Origin of the sequence: Streptomyces bambusae, assembly GCF_020532645.1 — a bacterium.
GTDB classification, from domain to species: domain Bacteria; phylum Actinomycetota; class Actinomycetes; order Streptomycetales; family Streptomycetaceae; genus Streptomyces; species Streptomyces bambusae.
In genome coordinates this window covers 191,222-210,073 of the sequence record NZ_JAJAUZ010000005.1, presented here as the reverse complement: position 1 = coordinate 210,073, position 18,852 = coordinate 191,222, and the positions used below count along the sequence as shown (strand labels likewise).

The following is an 18,852-nucleotide window of genomic DNA, read 5'->3' as shown; positions in this document are numbered from 1 at the left end:
CTCCTAGTCGTCGGCCGGCTGTCCGGCGTCCGCGGCGGCGTCGCCGGCGGGTGCGCCGCTCGGCGAGGGCGTGACCGTCACGGTGACCGTCGGGACGGGCTTGGGCTTCTCGGGGCGGGGCGGCAGTACGGCGTCCCGCGGGTCGGTGCGCGGCGGCATCACGACGACGCCGACGATGTCGAGGCGGGAGAAGCCGACGTACGGGCGGAGCCAGACGGTGCGGGTGAGGTCGCCGCGGGCGGGTTCCAGGCGGACGACCTCGCCGATCGGGACGCCGGGCACGAAGGGCTTGTTGCCGCGCGAGCCGAAGGTGACGAGCCGGTCGCCGGGGGCGATCTTGGCCCGGCCGTTGAGCATCTGGACGGAGAGGGCGCGGTCGCCCTGTCCGGTGGCGAAGCCGAGTTCGCCGGACTTCTCCAGGCGGGTTCCCACGGTGAAGTCGGGGTCGTTGGCGAGCAGGACGGTGGCGGTGTCGGGGCCGACGGTGGTGACGCGGCCGACGAGGCCGTCGCCGTTGAGGACCGTCATGTCCCGCTGGATGCCGTCCTTGCTGCCGGCGTCGATGGTCACGGTCCAGGAGAAGCCCTGGGCCGCTCCTATGGCGATGACTTCGGCGCCCTTGATGCCGTACTGGCCGGCGCCGGCCTTCTTGAGCATGGCGTCGAGCTCGCCGAGCCGGGCACGGTTGCGGTCGTCGCTGCCGAGCTTGGCCTTCAGCGCGGCGTTCTCGCGTTCGAGCACGGCGATCCGGTTGTGGCGTTCGCCGGAGTCCCGTACGGCTCCTATGGCGTTGGCGACCGGGTCGACCGCGTCGGCGACGCCCTTCTCGACCGGTCCGAAGACCGCGGCGGCGGCCTGCCGGGCACCGTCGACCGGTGACTCCTCGCCCGCCCGGATGTCCACCGTGATCAGCGCGAACGCGATGGCGACCAGCAGTACCAGGAGCAGCCGGCTCTCTCGTGTGTCCCTCACGTGCGGCGGCCGTGCCTTCCTCATCGGAATCTTTGTGTCTGTATATCAACGATCCGCCGCACGGGCGCGGTAGCACCCGTACGGCGGATCTGTGTGTTCCGCATAGTCCCCTTGCGGGGGTGTGTCAACGGCGGGGCTGGGCGTCCAGGACCTGCTGGAGGGCCTCGAACTCCTCGACGCACTTGCCGGATCCGAGCGCGACGGAGTCGAGCGGGTCCTCGGCGATGTGGATCGGCATGCCGGTCTCGCGGCGCAGCCGCTCGTCGAGGCCGCGCAGCAGGGCGCCGCCGCCGGTGAGGACGATGCCGCGGTCCATGATGTCGCCGGACAGCTCGGGCGGGCACTTGTCGAGGGTGGTCTTGACCGCGTCGACGATCGCGTTGACCGGCTCCTCGATGGCCTTGCGGACCTCGGCGGCGGAGATGACCACGGTCTTGGGCAGGCCGGAGACCAGGTCGCGGCCGCGGATCTCGGTGTGCTCGTCCTTGTCGAGGTCGTACGCCGAACCGATGGTGATCTTGATCTGCTCGGCGGTGCGCTCGCCGAGGAGGAGCGAGTACTCCTTCTTGATGTGCTGGATGATCGCGTTGTCGAGCTCGTCGCCGGCCACCCGGATGGACTGCGCCGTGACGATTCCGCCGAGGGAGATGACGGCGACCTCGGTGGTGCCGCCGCCGATGTCCACCACCATGTTGCCGGTGGCCTCGTGGACCGGCAGGCCGGATCCGATGGCGGCCGCCATGGGCTCCTCGATGATGTGCACCTGGCGGGCGCCGGCCTGGGTGGAGGCCTCGATGACGGCGCGGCGCTCGACCCCGGTGATGCCGGAGGGGACGCAGACCACGACGCGCGGGCGGGCCAGGTAGCGGCGCTTGTGGATCTTGAGGATGAAGTACCGGAGCATGCGCTCGGTGATCTCGAAGTCGGCGATCACGCCGTCCTTGAGCGGACGTACGGCGACGATGTTGCCGGGCGTCCGGCCGATCATCTTCTTCGCCTCGGAGCCGACCGCGAGAATGCCGCCGGTGTTCGTGTTGATGGCGACGACGGAAGGCTCGTTCAGGACGATCCCCCGGCCCCTCACGTACACCAGCGTGTTGGCGGTCCCGAGGTCGACAGCCATGTCACGGCCGATGAACGACATTGAGTTCCCCTTGTTCCCCATGAGGAGCGTCTGGCCTTCCCGGTTGAAAGCTGCTGCTGTCAGGAGTCGGCGAGGTGGGTGTGTGGGTGGAGGCCCCATCGTAGTGCCGCATGTGCTCACATCGCGCGACGGGACTCCGGCTTTCCCGCCGGAACGGATACCCGCCCCCGTTATGGTGACGTCGTGTCCGGGCCATGCGTTCCCGGCCCTGCCGGGGAATACCGAAGGGCGACCGAAATTACTTCGGTCGCCCCAGGTGGAGAGCGCTATTCGGCTGACACGAGGTCGGTGCCGGGGGTCCCGGGAGGGGTCAGACCAGGCCGGGGAAGAACAGCTTCAGCTCGCGCTCGGCGGACTCCTCGGAGTCCGAGGCGTGGATCAGGTTCTCCCGGGTGATGGTGCCGAAGTCACCCCGGATGGAGCCCGGCGCCGCGGCGATCGGGTCGGTCGGGCCGGCCAGCGCGCGCACGCCCTCGATGGCCCGCTCGCCCTCGACCACGAGGACGACGACGGGGCCGGAGGCCATGAAGCCCATCAGGGGCTCGTAGAAGACCTTGCCCTTGTGCTCGCCGTAGTGCTGTTCCAGGGTCTCCTGGTCGAGCGTCCGCAGCTCCATCGCCGGGATGGTCCAGCCGGCCTTGCGCTCGATACGGCCGACGATCTCGCCGACCAGCCCGCGCCGGACCGCGTCCGGCTTGAGGATGACGAGCGTGCGCTGGGTCATGGTGACAACTCCTTGCGGCATACGGGTGCGGTCCTACGAGGCTACAGTGCGTGCCCGCCGCACCGTCACGCAGCGTCAGGCGCGGGGGCGGCCTCGGCCTGCGCGGCCCAGCGGGCCTTCGCCTCGTCGACCTTGCGGCCGTAGTGGACCGAGCACCACCAGAGGGCCATGAAGACGAGGCCCAGGAAGAACATGGTGGGGACCACGAAGCCGCTGAGGACCAGGCCGATCTGCAGGGCCCAGCCGATCTGCACCGCGCCGGGGCGGGAGAGCATCCCGCACAGCAGCACGGACAGCAACATGCCGACGCCGCACACCGACCAGACCACCGCCTGGGACAGATCGCCCTTCATGGCGACCAGACCCGCGAACCCGATGACGAAGAACTCGCCGATCAGGGTGCTCGCACACAGCGTGCGCATGACTCAGCTCCTCTTCAGCAGCAGGCGCGCCTCGCCCACCGTGATCACGGAGCCGGTCACCAGGACGCCGGCTCCTCCGTACTCGGCCTCTTCCTCGGCCAGGGTGATCGCCGCCTCCAGGGCGTCGTCGAGGCGCGGCTCGACCTGCACCCGGTCGGGACCGAAGACCTCGACCGCGATGGCGGCCAGCTCGTCCGCGCTCATCGCCCGGTGACTGGTGTTCGCCGTCACCACGACCTCGGCGAAAATCGGTTCGAAGGCTTCGAAGACGCCCCGGACGTCCTTGCCGTCACTCGCGCCGACCACGCCGATGAGCCGGCTGAAGCCGAACGCCTCGGTGATCGCGGCCGCGGTGACCTGCGCACCCGCCGGATTGTGGGCGGCGTCCAGCACCACGGTGGGGCTGCGGCGCACGACCTCCATCCGGCCCGGGGAGGTGACGGAGGCGAACGCCTTGCGGACGGTGTCCACGTCCAGCGGCCGCGCGTGCTCCGCGCCGATCCCGAAGAACGCCTCGACCGCGGCCAGCGCCACGGCCGCGTTGTGCGCCATGTGCTCGCCGTACAGCGGCAGGAAGACGTCCTCGTACTCGCCGCCCAGGCCGCGCAGCGTCAGCTGCTGGCCGCCGACGGCGATCTCGCGGCCGACCACGCCGAACTCCATGCCCGCGCGGGCCACGGTGGCGTCGACCTCGACGGCCTTCTTCAGCAGCACCTGGGCGGCGTCGACCGGCTGCTGCGCCAGGATGACCGTGGCGCCCTGCTTGATGACCCCGCCCTTCTCCTGGGCGATCTCGCCGGGCGTCCCGCCGAGCCGGTCGGTGTGGTCCAGGCTGATGGGGGTGACGACCGCGACCGAGCCGTCGATGACGTTCGTCGCGTCCCAGGTGCCGCCCATGCCGACCTCGACGACGGCCGCGTCCACCGGGGCGTCCGCGAAGGCCGCGTAGGCCATTGCGGTGAGCACCTCGAAGAAGGACAGCCGGAAGTCCTCCTTCGCGTCGACCAGCTCGATGTACGGCTTGATGTCCTGGTACGTCTCGATGAACCGCTCGGCGGTGATCGGCGCCCCGTCCAGGCTGATGCGCTCGGTGACGGACTGCACGTGCGGGCTGGTGTAGCGGCCGGTGCGCAGCTCGAAGGCGTTCAGCAGGGCCTCGATCATGCGGGCGGTGCTGGTCTTGCCGTTGGTGCCGGTGACGTGGATGGACGGGTACGCGCGCTGCGGTTCGCCCAGCACGTCCATCAGGGCGGCGATGCGCGACACCGACGGGTCCAGCTTGGTCTCGCCCCAGCGGCCGGCGAGCTCCTGCTCCACCTCGCGCAGCGCCCGGTCCACCTCCGGGTCCTCGGGGCGGGTCGGGACCGGGTCGCCCTGCGGCGGGCCGGCCTGGGCGCGCAGGGTGCGGCTGCCGGCCTCGATCACCGCCAGGTCGGGGTCGCGGTCGGTCTCCTCGGCGACGATCTCATCGAATTCGTCGAACCGGTCGGCACTCTCGGGCTGCTGCTCACTCACAGGGCCAGTCTACGGACGGGGGGCGCCGGGACTTTCGACCCGGCCGTTTCGGGACCTTCGGCGAAAGGTGCGGCCTGATCGTTATGCAAGCCTTGCGGCAGAGGATAGGGGAACAAATGCCGCAGGTCAGCAGCAACAAGACAGCATCCAGCCGCGACATAGGGATCGACCTGGGGACCGCGAACACCCTGGTCTACGCCCGGGGGCACGGGATCGTGCTGAACGAGCCGTCGGTGGTGGCCGTCCGGGCGGGCACCAGCACAGCCCTGGCCGTCGGCACCGAGGCCAAGGAGACCATCGGCCGGACCCCCGGCTCGATCACCGCGATCCGCCCCCTGAAGGACGGGGTGATCTGCGACTACGAGGCGGCCGAGGAGATGATCCGGCACTTCGTCCGCAAGGCGGTGCCGGGCCGCCGCTCCCGTACCCGCATGGTGGTGTGCGTGCCCTCCGGGGTGACTCCGGTGGAGCGGCGGGCGATCGTGCACGCCTCCACGCGGGCCGGGGCCAGGGCCGTCCACCTGATCGAGGAGCCGATGGCGGCGGCGATCGGGGCCGGGCTGCCGGTGTCGGAGGCGCGCGGCTCGATGGTGGTCGACATCGGCGGCGGGACCACCGAGGTGGCCGTGATCTCGCTGGGCGGGATCGTCACCTCGCAGTCGCTGCGGGTGGGCGGCGACCGGCTGGACGCGGCGATCTCCGCATACGTGCGCCAGGAGCACGGGCTGCTGATCGGCGAGCGGACGGCCGAGGACGTGAAGGTGGCCATCGGCTCGGCCTGGCCGGTGCCGGACCGGCCCGAGCTGGAGACCCGTACGTTCACGGTGCGCGGCCGGGAGCGGGTCGGCGGGATGCCGCGGACCCTGGAGCTGTCGGCGGCCGCCGTGCGCAGCGCCCTCGACGAGCCGGTGGAGGCGGTCATCGCGGCGGTGCGCAGCACTCTGGAGGAGTGCCCGCCGGAGCTGTCGGGCGATGTGATGGAGCACGGGATCGTGCTGACGGGCGGCGGAGCGCTGCTGCCGGGACTGGACCTGCGGATGGCCTCGGCGACGGGGATCCCGGTGTTCGTGGCGGACGATCCGCTGGACTGCGTGGCGCTGGGGTCGGGCCGGTGCGTGGAGGACCTGGACGCGCTGGGCGGTCTGCTGGCGCCGGCCCGGGCCTGAGCCGCGGCTCCCCCGCAGTCAGCCGCGGTCAGCCGCGGTCAGCCGCGCGGCAGGGTGGCCACGACCTCGTACGTGCCGTCGTTGCGGTGGGTGGTGAGGGTGCCGCCGAGGCTTTCGACCCGCTCGGACATGCTGGCCGTGCCGGAGCCGGCGGATACGGGGGCGCGCAGCGGGGTGCGGGCGGGCAGCGCGTTGCGGACCGTGATCCGCAGCTGCGGGCCGTCGGCCGTGACGGTGACGTCGACGGTGGCACCGCGGGCGTGCTTGGCCGCGTTGGTGAGGCATTCCTGGACCACGCGGTAGACGGCGGCCTGCCGCAGCGGGGAGACCGCGTGGCTGGCCTCGTCGACGGTCAGCCGGACCGGGGAGCCGGCCCGGCCGCTCTCCTCGGCGAGCGCCGGCAGGCCGTCCACTCCGGGGGTGACGGCCCGCTCGCCGCGCTGCACGATGATGTCGTTGAGGACGAGGTGGGCGCGGCGGGCGGTCTCGGACAGCTCGTCGAAGTCCTTCTCGTGGGCCGTGCCGCGCGAGCGCAGGGCGAGGACCTCGGAACGGACCGTCAGGAGGGTCAGTTCGCGGCCCACGAAGTCGTGGACGTCGCGCGCCACCGCGGTGCGTTCCTGCTGCACCGCCCGGAAGACGGCCGACTCGGCCCGCTGCTGGTCCAGTTCGCGGACCAGGTCCTGCCGGTAGGCGGCGATGCCGACGGCGGCGGCGAGCACCCCGATGGGCACGACGAGACTGAGGAAGCCGCTGAGGGTCTGGGCCCGCTCGACGGGCCAGCCGGGCAGGTTGAACAGCAGGTAGGCGTAGCCGATGTAGGCGGCGGTGCCGAGGGCGCCGGCGTTGCGTCCGCGGTAGCGGCCCAGGGAGTACAGGGCGAACTGGATCAGCGTCAGCTCGTGGAGCCAGCCGACGAACACGAGGGCGGCGAGGTAGCCGGCCCAAGGCGCCCGGCGGCGCACCAGCATGGTGGCCGCGCCGGCGGCCAGGACCAGGGTGGCGGTCGCGCCGTTGAGGGAGTTGTCGGCAGCGGCCAGGCCCGGCAGGTCGAGCATCATCAGGCCGAAGCAGCCGAGGGCGGTGAGCACGTCCAGCGCCCGCGGGGAGCGCAGCCGGGCCGCCGCGAACGCCCGGACCGCGGCCGCGGTCCGTCGGCGCACCGGGGCGGGAGGCGTGACGTGCATGCCTTCCATCATCCAAGGTCCGCCCTGTGGATCCGGCCCGCCCGGCGCCCGAAAGAAGTGATTTATGGCACCTCAGATCGGGACATTCGACCCATTCGGCGGGCGACCTTCCGCCCTGCCGCCGCCGCGCTGCGCTGCGTAGCGTCGTAAGAATGATCATTGCGCCCCTCCCCCGGCGGTCCCGCCGGGGACTGCCGCTGCTGCTGCTCGTCTCCGGTCTGCTCGGGGCGCTGGCCTCGGGCGTGCTGGCGTACGACCGGATCCGGATGCTGGAGGATCCGCGGTTCACGCCGGGGTGCAACGTGAACGCGGTGCTCAGCTGCGGCGACGTCATGAGCACCTGGCAGAGCAGCGTGCTGGGCGTGCCGAACGTGCTGCTCGGCCTGGCCGGCTTCGGCGTGCTGGCGGGGCTGGGGCTGGCGCTGCTGGCCGGTGCGGAGTTCGCCCGGTGGCTGTGGCTGCTGGTGCAGGCGGGGGTGACGGCCGCGTTCGGCTTCGTCCTGTGGCTCTTCACGCAGTGCCTGTACGTCATCGGTGCGCTGTGCCCGTGGTGCGTGCTGGTGTGGGCGGTGGTGGTCCCGCTGTTCTGGTACGTGACCCGGCATGTGGTGCGGCTGCCGCGCACGCTGGCCGAGGCGCCGCACTGGCTGGTGCCGCTGCTGCTGTACGCGGTGATGGCGGGGCTGACGGCGGGACGGTTCGCCTGAACCGGACCGGTTCACGATCCCCCGGGTCCCGGGAACGCAGGAGGCCCCCCGCTCCGGAAGAGCGGGGGGCCTTCGCGTGCGCCGGGTGCCTAGGCGGCGGGCAGCGCGTCCAGCTGGTTCTGGATCCGGGCGATGTCCGCCTCGGCCTTGGCCAGCCGGCCCTTGATCTTGTCCACGACGTTGTCGGGGGCCTTGGCGAGGAAGGCCTCGTTCCCGAGCTTGCCCTCGGCCTGCTGCTTCTCCTTCTCGGCGGCGGCGAGGTCCTTGGCGAGCCGCTTGCGCTCGGCCTCGACGTCGATGGTGCCGGAGAGGTCGAGGGCCACGGTGGCACCGGCGACCGGCAGGGTGGCGGTGGCGCTGAAGGCCTCGCCCTCCGGCTGGAGGCGCAGCAGCTGCCGGATCGCGGCCTCGTGCGCGGCCAGCGGAGTACCGGTCAGGTCCAGGCGGGCCGGGACCTTCTGGCCGTCCTGCAGGCCCTGCTCCTTGCGGAACCGGCGGACCTCGGTGACGACGGCCTTGACCAGCTCGATCTCGGCCTCGGCGGCCTCGTCGCGGAAGCCGCTGTCGGCGGGCCAGTCGGCGATCACGAGGGACTCGCGGCCGGTCAGCGTGGTCCACAGGGTCTCGGTGACGAACGGGACGACCGGGTGCAGCAGCCGCAGCATGACGTCGAGGACCTCGCCGAGGACCCGGCCGGAGACCTGCGCCTGCTCGCCGCCCGCGAAGAACGTGGTCTTCGACAGCTCGACGTACCAGCTGAAGACCTCGTCCCACGCGAAGTGGTACAGCGAGTCCGACAGCTTCGAGAACTGGTAGTCGTCGTAGAAGGCGTCGACCTCGGCCACGGTCTTGTTGAGCTGCGACAGGATCCACCGGTCGGTGGCCGTCATCTGCTCGGGGGCCGGCAGCTCGCCCTCGATGGTGGCGCCGTTCATCAGCGCGAAGCGGGTGGCGTTCCAGATCTTGTTGGCGAAGTTCCGGGAGGCCTGGACCCAGTCCTCGCCGATCGGGACGTCGACGCCAGGGTTGGCGCCGCGGGCCAGCGTGAAGCGGACCGCGTCGGAGCCGTACGTGTCCATCCAGTCCAGCGGGTTGACCGCGTTGCCGAAGGACTTCGACATCTTCTTGCCGAACTGGTCGCGCACCATGCCGTGCAGGGCGATGGTGTGGAACGGCGGGACGCCGTCCATCGCGTACAGGCCGAACATCATCATCCGGGCGACCCAGAAGAAGAGGATGTCGTAGCCGGTGACCAGGACGGAGTTCGGGTAGAACTTCGCGAGGCTCTCGGTCTGCTGCGGCCAGCCGAGCGTGGAGAACGGCCACAGGCCGGAGGAGAACCAGGTGTCGAGGACGTCGGTGTCCTGGTGCCAGCCCTCGCCCGTCGGCGGCTGCTCGTCGGGTCCGACGCAGACGACCTCGCCGTTCGGGCCGTACCAGACCGGGATGCGGTGGCCCCACCACAGCTGGCGCGAGATGCACCAGTCGTGGAGGTTGTCGACCCAGTCGAAGTACCGCTTCTCCATCTCCTGCGGGTGGATCTTGACCTTGCCGTCGCGGACCGCGTCGCCGGCGGCCTTCGCGAGCGGGCCGACCTTGACCCACCACTGCATCGACAGGCGCGGCTCGATGGTGGTCTTGCAGCGCGAGCAGTGGCCGACGGAGTGCGTGTACGGGCGCTTCTCGGCGACGATCCGGCCCTCGGCGCGCAGCGCGCCGACGATGGCGGAGCGGGCCTCCAGGCGGTCCAGGCCCTGGAAGGGGCCGGGCGCGGTGATGATGGCGCGCTCGTCCATGACGGCGAGGTTCGGCAGGCCGTGGCGCTGGCCGATCTCGAAGTCGTTCGGGTCGTGCGCCGGGGTCACCTTGACGGCGCCGGTGCCGAACTCGGGGTCGACGTGGGTGTCGGCGACGACCGGGATGCTGCGGTCGGTCAGCGGCAGCTTGATCTGGCGGCCGACGAGGTGCTTGTACCGCTCGTCGTCCGGGTGGACGGCGACGGCGGTGTCGCCGAGCATCGTCTCCGCGCGGGTGGTGGCGACAACGAGGGAGTCCTCGCCCTCGCCGTAGCGGATGGAGACCAGCTCGCCGTCGTCGTCCTGGTACTCGACCTCGATGTCGGAGATCGCGGTCAGGCAGCGCGGGCACCAGTTGATGATGCGCTCGGCGCGGTAGATCAGCTCGTCGTCGTAGAGCCGCTTGAAGATGGTCTGGACGGCCTCGGACAGGCCCTCGTCCATGGTGAAGCGCTCGCGGGACCAGTCGACGCCGTCGCCGAGGCGGCGCATCTGGCCGGAGATCTGGCCGCCGGACTCGCCCTTCCACTGCCAGACGCGCTCGACGAACGCCTCGCGGCCCAGGTCGTGGCGGGACTTGCCCTCCTTGGCGAGCTCGCGCTCGACGACGTTCTGGGTGGCGATGCCGGCGTGGTCCATGCCGGGCTGCCACAGCGTCTCGAAGCCCTGCATGCGCTTGCGGCGGGTGAGGGCGTCGATCAGGGTGTGCTCGAAGGCGTGGCCCAGGTGCAGGCTGCCCGTGACGTTCGGCGGCGGAATGACGATGGTGTACGCGGGCTTGTCGCTCTTCGCGTCGGCCTCGAAGTAACCGCGCTCCACCCAGCGCTCGTAGAGCTTCCCCTCTACCTCGGCCGGCGCGTAGGTGGTCGGCAGTTCGGAGTTGGGGCTGCTGGGTGTCTGCGAGTTCTCGGTCACGGGCACAGTTTAGAGCCGTCACAGTCCCGCCATGAAACCGGTAATCGGGTGCCCCGGGGGGATGTGGCCGCTCGGCTTCCGCCAGGATGTCTGCGACACATAAAGGATCCTGCACAGGGGGACGAGGTAGTAATGAGCTACAACCAGCCCGGACCGTACGGTGGCCAGCCGCAGCAGCCCGGACCGTACGGCGGACAGCCGCCGCAGCCGAACCCGTACGGCGGCCAGCCCCAGCCGAACCCGTACGGCCAGCCGGCCCCGCAGCCCGGGTACGGATACCCGCAGCAGGCCCCGCAGGGCGTCCCCCCGCAGGGCTACGGCTACCCGCAGCAGCCCGGCATGCCGCCCCAGCCGAACCCGTACGGCCAGCAGCCCCCGACGCCCCCGTACGGCGGCCCGGTCCCGCCGATGCAGCCCCCGGCCAAGAAGAAGAAGGGCCTCATCGTCGTCGCGGCCGTGGTCGGCCTCGCGATCGTCGGCGGCGGCGCCTTCTTCCTGATGAACAAGAGCGGCAACGGCGACGTCTCGGACGCCACCAAGGGCTACAAGCTGGTCCCGCCGGCAGCGGTCGCGGAGTTCAAGAAGGACAAGGACAAGAACGGCGAGATCTCCGACAAGGACAAGAAGGAGATGGCCGCGGCGGGCATGAAGGACCCCGTCGAGGTCGGCGCGGAGTACAAGTCCGGCGACGCAGCCAACCCCATGGCCGCCAAGTCCCTGAGCTTCAAGGGCTACTACGGCGAGGTCGAAGACCCTGCCAAGCTGATCGACGCGTACTTCGCCATGGCCCGGAAGAGCGCGGCCGAGGACACGAAGGACGGCGAGGCGGAGTTCCTCGGCTCCCCCAAGGCGATGACCCCCGCCGGGTTCTCGGGTGCTCTGATGAAGTGCCAGGAAGTGAAGTTTACGTTCAAGGGGAGCACGTCGAACCCCCTTGCCAAGGGCATGACCATGCCGGTGTGCGTGTGGAGCGACTACAGCACCGTGGGCTTCGTCTCCGCGGCGGACCTTGCTGCGGTCATGGCCTCGGGCAAGGGTTACTCCCTGGAGCAGACCTCCGACTACGCCGCCAAGCTCTACAACACGGCCCGCGTGAAGAAGTAACACCTGCGGACGCACGCGAAGGGGCGCCCCACCGGTCGGTGGGGCGCCCCTTCGCGCGTGGGTGGCGGGTTACGCCGACTTCTCGTGCGGGCCCTGGTCCTTGGGGACGATGCGGGGGACGAGGGTGGGGTTGACGTTGGAGCGGACCACGTCGCCGGTGATGACGACGCGGGCGACGTCCTTGCGGGACGGGACCTCGTACATCACCGACATCAGGACCTCTTCCATGATGGCGCGCAGGCCGCGCGCGCCGGTCTGGCGGAGGATGGCCTGGTCGGCGATGGCCTCCAGCGCGCCGCGCTCGAAGTCCAGCTCGACGCCGTCGAGTTCGAAGAGGCGCTGGTACTGCTTGACCAGCGCGTTGCGCGGCTCGACGAGGATCTGGAGCAGGGCCTCGCGGTCCAGGTTGTGCACCGAGGTGATCACGGGGAGGCGGCCGATGAACTCCGGGATCATCCCGAACTTCACCAAGTCCTCCGGCATGACCTCCTGGAACTGGTCGCTGGCCTCGATCTCCCGCTTCGAGCGGATCGTCGCCCCGAAGCCGATGCCCTTGGCGCCCGCCCGCGACTCGATGATCTTCTCCAGGCCGGCGAAGGCGCCGCCCACGATGAAGAGCACGTTCGTCGTGTCGATCTGGATGAACTCCTGGTGCGGGTGCTTGCGTCCGCCCTGCGGCGGCACCGATGCGGTGGTGCCCTCCAGGATCTTCAGCAGCGCCTGCTGGACGCCCTCGCCGGAGACGTCACGCGTGATCGACGGGTTCTCGCTCTTGCGGGCGACCTTGTCGATCTCGTCGATGTAGATGATCCCGGTCTCGGCCTTCTTGACGTCGTAGTCGGCCGCCTGGATCAGCTTGAGCAGGATGTTCTCGACGTCCTCGCCGACGTACCCGGCCTCCGTCAGCGCCGTCGCGTCGGCGATGGCGAACGGGACGTTGAGCATGCGGGCGAGCGTCTGGGCCAGCAGCGTCTTGCCGGAGCCGGTGGGGCCCAGCAGCAGGATGTTGGACTTCGCCAGCTCGATGGCGTCGTCACGGCCCTGCGCGCCGCCGTTCTCGCCGGCCTGGACGCGCTTGTAGTGGTTGTAGACCGCCACGGAGAGCGCCTTCTTCGCCGGCTCCTGGCCGACGACGTAGCTCTCCAGGAACTCGTAGATCTCGCGGGGCTTGGGGAGTTCCTCCCACCGCACCTCGGAGGTCTCCGCGAGCTCTTCCTCGATGATCTCGTTGCAGAGGTCGATGCACTCGTCGCAGATGTACACACCGGGTCCTGCGATGAGCTTCTTCACCTGCTTCTGGCTCTTTCCGCAGAACGAGCACTTGAGCAGATCGCCGCCGTCACCGATGCGTGCCACGAGGTGCTTCCCCTTCGCCTGGGAGACGCTTGGTTCAGCGCTCCTGGTGCCTCTATCCGACGGTACCTTGCCGGGCCCCCATCTCGGGGCCCCCTTGACGCGGTTCACATCGCCTTCGGTGGCGATCCGGCCGCGTCAAGGGGCCGCAAGGATCAGACGTTGTTCATCTTCCGGGTGGAGATGATCTGGTCGATCAGGCCGTACGCCAGCGCGTCCTCGGCCGTGAGGATCTTGTCGCGCTCGATGTCCTCGCGGATCTTCTCGATCGGCGTGGACGAGTGCTTGGCCAGCATGGACTCCAGCTGGTCGCGCATGCGCAGGATCTCGTTGGCGGCGATCTCCAGGTCGGAGAGCTGCTCACGGCCGGTGCCGCCGGACGGCTGGTGGATCAGCACGCGGGCGTTCGGCAGGGCCATGCGCTTGCCGGGGGTGCCGGCGGCGAGCAGGACCGCGGCGGCGGAGGCCGCCTGGCCCATGCAGACCGTCTGGATGTCGGGCTTCACGAACTGCATCGTGTCGTAGATCGCCGTCAGCGCCGTGAAGGAGCCGCCGGGGCTGTTGATGTAGATCGAGATGTCGCGGTCCGGGTCCATCGACTCCAGGCACAGCAGCTGCGCCATGACGTCGTTGGCGGAGGCGTCGTCGATCTGCACGCCGAGGAAGATCACGCGCTCCTCGAACAGCTTCGCGTACGGGTCGTACTCGCGGACGCCCTGCGAGGTGCGCTCGACGAAGCGCGGGACGACGTAGCGGTTGTCCACCTGCGCGCCGGTGTAGAGGCCGCTCGCGGAAAGGTTGTTCTGCATGTGGGTGTTCACCATCCTGTGGCGTTCTGCGGGCTGTGGGGCTGGGGTCGGGGCTGGGATCAGGCCCCGGTGCCGCCGCCGCCCGGCACGAGGGACGCGGCAGAGATGATCTCGTCGATGAGGCCGTACTCCTTGGCCTCCTCGGCGGTGAACCAGCGGTCGCGGTCGCCGTCGCGGATGATCGCCTCGACGGTCTGGCCGGAGTGGTGCGCCGTGATCTCGGCCATCCGCTGCTTGGTGCGCAGCAGGTACTGGGCCTGGATCTTGATGTCCGAGGCCGTACCGCCGATGCCGGCCGAACCCTGGTGCATCAGGATGTCGGTGTTCGGCAGGGAGAAGCGCTTGCCCGCGGTGCCGCCGGTGAGCAGGAACTGGCCCATGGAGGCGGCCATGCCCATGCCGATGGTGACCACGTCGTTCGGGATGTACTGCATGGTGTCGTAGATCGCCATGCCCGCGGTGACGGAGCCGCCGGGGCTGTTGATGTACAGGTAGATGTCCTTCTCCGGGTCCGCGGCCAGGAGGAGGAGCTGCGCGGTGATCTTGTTGGCGATGTCGTCGTCGACCTGCTGGCCGAGGAAGATGATGCGCTCACCGAGCAGCCGGTTGTAGACATGGTCGCCGAGGCCGCCACCGATGGACGGCTCACCCGCGGCGTAAGGCTTCAGATTCGTCACGTATCCACCTGCTCGTCTCCGACGGCGCCTGCCGTCTCAGCGTCTCGTTCAGAGGGCAGTGCCCTCGTATTCATGGACCCTAACGCGCAGGTCGGACAACGCCATCCCGCTTCCCGAACTGTTCGCTGGGAGCGCAAGGTGCGCAAGGCCCCTCAAGTGGTCCGCGAGGGGACGCCGGAGGGCCCGGACGCGGTGCGTCCGGGCCCTCGTCACGGCCTGGCCCGGGGCCTGGGCCGCGGGGTCCTACTTGGCCTCGGCCTCGGCGTCCACGGCGGCCTCGACGACCGCGGCGGCCTCCTCGACCTCGTCCTCGTCGTCGGAGAGGTCGACGACCTCACCCTTGGTGTCGACGACCTTGGCGGCCTCGACGACGACCGCGAGGGCCTTGCCGCGGGCGACCTCGCCGACCAGCATCGGGACCTGGCCGCCCTCGACGACGGCCTGGGCGAACTGGTCGGGGGACATGCCGGAGGACTGCGCGCGGCGCAGGAGGTGCTCGGTGAGCTCCTCCTGGCTGACGTTCAGCTTCTCCTTGTTGACCAGCTCGTCGAGGACGAACTGGGTCTTGATGCCCTTGACGGCCTGCTCGCGGGTCTCGCCGTCGAACTCCTCGACCGTCTTGCCCTGGAACTCGAGGTACTTCTCCAGCGTGAGGCCCATCTGGCCGAGCTGGTGGTGCTCCAGGTTGTGCTTGCGGGTGTTGATCTCGTCCTCGAGGAGCTTCTCGGGGATCGGGACCTCGACGAGCTCCAGCAGCTTCTCCAGGACGCGCTCCTGGGCCTGCGTGGCCTGGTCGAACTGCTTCATGTTCTCGAGGCGCTTGCGGCTGTCGGCCTTCAGCTCGTCGAGGGTGTCGAACTCGCTCGCCATCTGCGCGAACTCGTCGTCCAGGGACGGGAGCTCCTTGGCGGCGACGGCGGTCACCTTGACGGTGATCTCGGCGTCCTTGCCCTCGGCGGAGCCGCCCTTGAGCTGCGAGGTGAAGGTGGCCTCGCCACCGGCCTCCAGGCCCTTGACGGCCTCGTCGATGCCGTCGAGGAGCTCGCCCGAGCCGATGGTGTAGGAGACGCCGGAAGCGACGCCGTCCTCGAGCACCTCGCCGTCGACCTTGGCCTCCAGGTCCACGGTCACGACGTCGCCGTCTTCGGCGGCGCGCTCGACCGGGTTGGTGGACGCGAAGCGGTTGCGCAGCTGCTCGACCGACTTCTCGACGTCCTCGTCGGTGACCTCGATGGCGTCGACCTCGACCTCGATGCCGGAGTAGTCCGGGATCTCGATGGCGGGGCGGATGTCGACCTCGGCGGTGAAGGCCAGCAGCTCGCCGTCCTTCAGCTCCGTGATGTCGACCTCGGGCTGGCCCAGCGGGTTGACCTCGGCCTCGTTGACGGCCTCGGTGTAGAACTTCGGGAGGGCGTCGTTGACGGCCTCCTCCAGCACCGCACCGCGGCCGAAGCGCTGGTCGATGACCCGGTTCGGGATCTTGCCCTTGCGGAAGCCCTTGACCGTGACCTGCTGGTTGATCTTCTTGTACGCCGCGTCGAGGCTGTCCTTGAGCTCCTCGAAGGGCACCTCGACAGTGAGCCGAACCCGAGTCGGGTTCAGGGTCTCCACGGCGCTCTTCACGGTTCGGTCTCCTTGTGGCTGACTTCTGGGGTTCTGCGGACCGCTGCGATTCAGCGGGTCTGCGGATCGGGCCCGGCACATCAGACACACGGGCACGCAGCTTGCATAGTAACCGCAAGCGGTCGGCCGCCCACAACGCGATCATGAGGAGACGCATGATCCGGAACTGCTCGGACTGAGCTGGTCGGGGTGGCCGGATTCGAACCGACGACCTTCCGCTCCCAAAGCGGACGCGCTACCAAGCTGCGCCACACCCCGTCGGTGCGACACGTAGGGTACATGCCCGCGAGGTCCATGGGCGCGGAGTTGCGCGCCTCGGAATGGGGTGTGCGATCCGGCGCCGGGACCCGCTAGGATGCTGTCCGTACCGCGGTCCTGTGACCTGCGGTGCTGCGCGCGGGTGTAGCTCAATGGTAGAGCACTAGTCTTCCAAACTAGCTACGCGGGTTCGATTCCCGTCACCCGCTCCACGACGCGAGAGCCGGTCCCTCTGGGGCCGGCTCTCCTGCGTTTCCGGGCGGCTGCGGGCCGCCGCCGACTACAGGTCGATGCCGGAAATGGTGTCGCTCAGGGACTTCAGGAACTGGTTGACGTCGGGGGCGATGGAGCTGGACGCCAGGAAGAAGCCGAAGAGGGTGGCGACGATGGCGGGGCCCGGCTTGATGTGGTTCCCGCGGATCAGGATCACCATGATGACGGCCAAAAGAACCACCACGGACAGCGAAATGGCCACTACTGATCACACCTTAGGTCGTCCCCTGATCGGCCTGCTCGGCCCCGGGACGCGCTTCCCCGCACGCCCCCACATGGTCCATCGTGCCACCAACGGGGCCCGGCTATCCGTCTCGTGACGAATCGATGGGAGATGTTTCTCGCCAACCGGGTGGGGACGGCGGGGGTTTGGGTACGGGCGTCTCAGTCCTCGGTCAGGCCGAGGAGGGTGCGCATGGCGGCGTACTTGGCGGTGAGGCGGTCGCGGGTGGCCGGGTCGAGGGCGGCGAGGCGGGCCGGGTCGGCGTTGTGGGCGAGGTCGGCCTGCTTGACGAGGAGGGCGCCGGGAGTGGCCCGGATGCGGGCCGCGTAGGCGGCGGGCTCTTCGCCGGGGCGCTTGGTGACGGCCAGGACGATGTCCTTGACCGCTTGGGGAAGCGCGGCCGCGGCGAGCCATTCCTCGGTGAGGGCGTGGTCTTCCACGGCGTCGTGGAGCCAGGCGGCCTGGATCTGGGTCTCCGTGCCGCCGCGGGTCCTCACGCCGTTCGCCACGGCGCGGAGGTGTTCCTCGTACGGGCGGCCCGCCTTGTCCGTCTGGCCGGTGTGGGCGGCCCTCGCGGTGGCCTCCACCTCGGCCGTGGTCATCTGCATGGCGCGCCTCCTGGGTGGTGTCGGTCGGGGATTCGGGGGCTCCGCCCCGGGGCCCCGCGCCTCGAACGCCGGCGGGGCCGGAATGTGCCCCCGGCTGCGGGGTCACCCGGCGGGGCCGGGACGGCCGCCCGTGGGGCCGGAGGTCGACGAGCGGCGGATGAGGAGGAGGGCGCGGTCGTCGTTGACGTCCTTGGCGACCTTCTCGATGAGGTGCCAGGCGGCGCCTTCGAAGCCGGAGGCCACGTAGCGGTCGGCTTCGCCGGTGAGGCGGTCGATGCCCTCGCTGATGTCCCGGTCCGCGGTCTCGACGAGGCCGTCGGTGAAGAGCATCAGGACGTCGCCGGGGCGCAGGTTGCCGGTGGCGGGCTGGAATTCGGCGCCGTCGTAGACGCCGAGCAGCGGGCCTTCGCCGGCGACCTCCCGCCAGCGGCCGGTGCCGGCGGTGAGCTGGACGGCGGGGAGGTGGCCTGCGGACAGGAGTTCGTAGTCGCCGGTCTCCAGGTCGAGGACGAGGTGGACGGAGGTGGCGAAGCCTTCGTCCCAGTCCTGGCGGAGCAGGTAGCCGTTGGCGGCGGGAAGGAAGTCGCGGTGCGGGAGGGAGCCGAGGAGGCCGCCGAAGGCGCCGGAGAGCAGCAGGGCGCGGGAGCCGGCGTCCATGCCCTTGCCGGAGACGTCGGTGAGGACGACTTCGAGGGTGCGGCCGCCGTTGGTGCGGGCGGCGACGACGAAGTCGCCGGAGAAGGACTGGCCGCCGGCCGGCCGCAGGGCCATTTCCCGGTGCCAGCCGCGCGGCAGGGCGGGCAGCTTGCTCTGGACGCGGATGCGTTCGCGCAGGTCGAAGAGCATGGTGCCGCCGCGCCGCCAGGGCACGCCGACCCGGCTGCGGAACTGGGCGATGATCAGGCCGAAGAACCCGCAGGCGGCGACGACGAGGACGGTGCCGGGGGTGACCCGGGCGGGTCCGCCGCTGTAGGGGCCGAGGGCGACGGATTCGACGATCAGGGCGGCGGCCGCGGCGGCGTAGAGCCCGAGCAGGCTGGCGGGGCGCAGCAGCAGGCCGCCGGCGACGATCGGCAGGACCAGGGCGGACGGCGCGAACCAGACCGGCATCGTGATCGTTCCGACGGCGATGGCGGGGACGGTCGCGAGGAGGCCGGTGAGGGCGAGCCAGTCGGAGGCGTCGCCGCGGAAGTAGTCGACGGCGGATTTGCGCAGGGCGGTGCGGGCCCGGAGCGCAGCCTTGCGCATCCGGGCCGAGAACGATTCCACGCGTGCTCCGGCCATCGTTCGGGACCTTATCCATCCAGGCTGTGCGTGCGCAGGGGTACCCCCTGACCGGAGGTGACGGACGCGGGGAAATGTGGTCGCCGGGGGTT

General features: G+C 70.2%; 17 protein-coding genes and 2 tRNA genes. 4 read left to right on the top strand and 15 right to left on the bottom strand.

Annotated elements, in window-relative coordinates; all coding sequences use genetic code 11:
• Positions 1-3 precede the first annotated feature (3 nt).
• The 5 genes from mreC to folC all read right to left on the bottom strand — a co-directional run bounded on the left by mreC (position 4) and on the right by folC (position 4,777).
• Positions 4-972, bottom strand: a complete 969-nt coding sequence (gene mreC / locus LG634_RS05925; RefSeq protein WP_226732545.1) for a rod shape-determining protein MreC — start codon at positions 970-972, stop codon at positions 4-6.
• Positions 973-1,096: 124 nt separating this feature from the next.
• Positions 1,097-2,116, bottom strand: coding sequence for a rod shape-determining protein (locus LG634_RS05920; protein ID WP_125647420.1), 1,020 nt, complete (start codon positions 2,114-2,116; stop codon positions 1,097-1,099).
• 310 nt (positions 2,117-2,426) lie between these two features.
• Positions 2,427-2,840: a nucleoside-diphosphate kinase gene (ndk, locus tag LG634_RS05915; RefSeq protein WP_226732544.1), complete on the bottom strand. Its 414-nt coding sequence runs from the start codon at positions 2,838-2,840 to the stop codon at positions 2,427-2,429.
• Positions 2,841-2,905: 65 nt separating this feature from the next.
• Entirely contained in the window at positions 2,906-3,262 is a 357-nt protein-coding gene (locus LG634_RS05910) for a DUF4233 domain-containing protein (RefSeq protein WP_226732543.1), read from the bottom strand.
• A gap of 3 nt (positions 3,263-3,265) precedes the next feature.
• The gene (gene folC, locus LG634_RS05905; RefSeq protein ID WP_226732542.1) at positions 3,266-4,777 is read right to left on the bottom strand and encodes a bifunctional tetrahydrofolate synthase/dihydrofolate synthase; all 1,512 of its coding nucleotides are present in this window, start codon (positions 4,775-4,777) and stop codon (positions 3,266-3,268) included.
• A 116-nt stretch (positions 4,778-4,893) separates the two neighbouring features.
• Between folC and LG634_RS05900 the strand changes: the two genes are divergently transcribed.
• Positions 4,894-5,943, top strand: a complete 1,050-nt coding sequence (locus tag LG634_RS05900; protein ID WP_226732541.1) for a rod shape-determining protein — start codon at positions 4,894-4,896, stop codon at positions 5,941-5,943.
• A gap of 38 nt (positions 5,944-5,981) precedes the next feature.
• On the opposite strand, the gene LG634_RS05895 is transcribed toward LG634_RS05900, so the two are convergent.
• Positions 5,982-7,130 carry a sensor histidine kinase gene (locus LG634_RS05895; protein WP_226732540.1) on the bottom strand — a complete coding sequence of 383 codons (1,149 nt, stop codon included), beginning with the start codon at positions 7,128-7,130 and terminating at the stop codon, positions 5,982-5,984.
• A gap of 152 nt (positions 7,131-7,282) precedes the next feature.
• Here LG634_RS05895 and LG634_RS05890 point away from each other — a divergent pair, with 152 nt between their 5' ends.
• Entirely contained in the window at positions 7,283-7,837 is a 555-nt protein-coding gene (locus LG634_RS05890) for a vitamin K epoxide reductase family protein (RefSeq protein WP_226732539.1), read from the top strand.
• Between the two features lie 89 nt (positions 7,838-7,926).
• Here the strand turns inward: LG634_RS05890 and LG634_RS05885 are convergent, their stop codons facing one another.
• On the bottom strand, positions 7,927-10,548 hold the full coding sequence (locus LG634_RS05885) for a valine--tRNA ligase (RefSeq protein WP_226732538.1): 2,622 nt from the start codon (positions 10,546-10,548) through the stop codon (positions 7,927-7,929).
• Between the two features lie 132 nt (positions 10,549-10,680).
• On the opposite strand from LG634_RS05885, the gene LG634_RS05880 reads away from it, so the two are divergent.
• Complete coding sequence (locus LG634_RS05880) at positions 10,681-11,652, top strand: hypothetical protein (RefSeq protein ID WP_226732537.1); 972 nt, start codon at positions 10,681-10,683, stop codon at positions 11,650-11,652.
• Positions 11,653-11,721: 69 nt separating this feature from the next.
• Here LG634_RS05880 and clpX read toward each other — a convergent pair whose 3' ends face one another.
• The 5 genes from clpX to LG634_RS05855 form a co-directional block, all read right to left on the bottom strand.
• Positions 11,722-13,008: an ATP-dependent Clp protease ATP-binding subunit ClpX gene (gene clpX / locus LG634_RS05875; RefSeq protein WP_226732536.1), complete on the bottom strand. Its 1,287-nt coding sequence runs from the start codon at positions 13,006-13,008 to the stop codon at positions 11,722-11,724.
• Positions 13,009-13,160: 152 nt separating this feature from the next.
• Positions 13,161-13,829 carry an ATP-dependent Clp protease proteolytic subunit gene (locus LG634_RS05870; RefSeq protein ID WP_308072306.1) on the bottom strand — a complete coding sequence of 223 codons (669 nt, stop codon included), beginning with the start codon at positions 13,827-13,829 and terminating at the stop codon, positions 13,161-13,163.
• 44 nt (positions 13,830-13,873) lie between these two features.
• Entirely contained in the window at positions 13,874-14,491 is a 618-nt protein-coding gene (locus LG634_RS05865; RefSeq protein ID WP_226732534.1) for an ATP-dependent Clp protease proteolytic subunit, read from the bottom strand.
• A gap of 243 nt (positions 14,492-14,734) precedes the next feature.
• Positions 14,735-16,114, bottom strand: coding sequence for a trigger factor (tig, locus tag LG634_RS05860; protein WP_226732533.1), 1,380 nt, complete (start codon positions 16,112-16,114; stop codon positions 14,735-14,737).
• Positions 16,115-16,295: 181 nt separating this feature from the next.
• Positions 16,296-16,372, bottom strand: a tRNA-Pro gene (locus LG634_RS05855).
• A gap of 138 nt (positions 16,373-16,510) precedes the next feature.
• On the opposite strand from LG634_RS05855, the gene LG634_RS05850 reads away from it, so the two are divergent.
• A tRNA-Gly gene (locus LG634_RS05850) sits at positions 16,511-16,584 on the top strand.
• A 68-nt stretch (positions 16,585-16,652) separates the two neighbouring features.
• Here the strand turns inward: LG634_RS05850 and LG634_RS05845 are convergent.
• From LG634_RS05845 to LG634_RS05835, 3 genes are all read right to left on the bottom strand, one after another.
• On the bottom strand, positions 16,653-16,847 hold the full coding sequence (locus LG634_RS05845; RefSeq protein ID WP_226732532.1) for a hypothetical protein: 195 nt from the start codon (positions 16,845-16,847) through the stop codon (positions 16,653-16,655).
• A gap of 182 nt (positions 16,848-17,029) precedes the next feature.
• The gene (locus tag LG634_RS05840) at positions 17,030-17,470 is read right to left on the bottom strand and encodes an HD domain-containing protein (RefSeq protein WP_226732562.1); all 441 of its coding nucleotides are present in this window, start codon (positions 17,468-17,470) and stop codon (positions 17,030-17,032) included.
• A 108-nt stretch (positions 17,471-17,578) separates the two neighbouring features.
• Positions 17,579-18,760, bottom strand: a complete 1,182-nt coding sequence (locus tag LG634_RS05835; RefSeq protein WP_226732531.1) for a PP2C family protein-serine/threonine phosphatase — start codon at positions 18,758-18,760, stop codon at positions 17,579-17,581.
• Between the last annotated feature and the right edge of the window lie 92 nt (positions 18,761-18,852).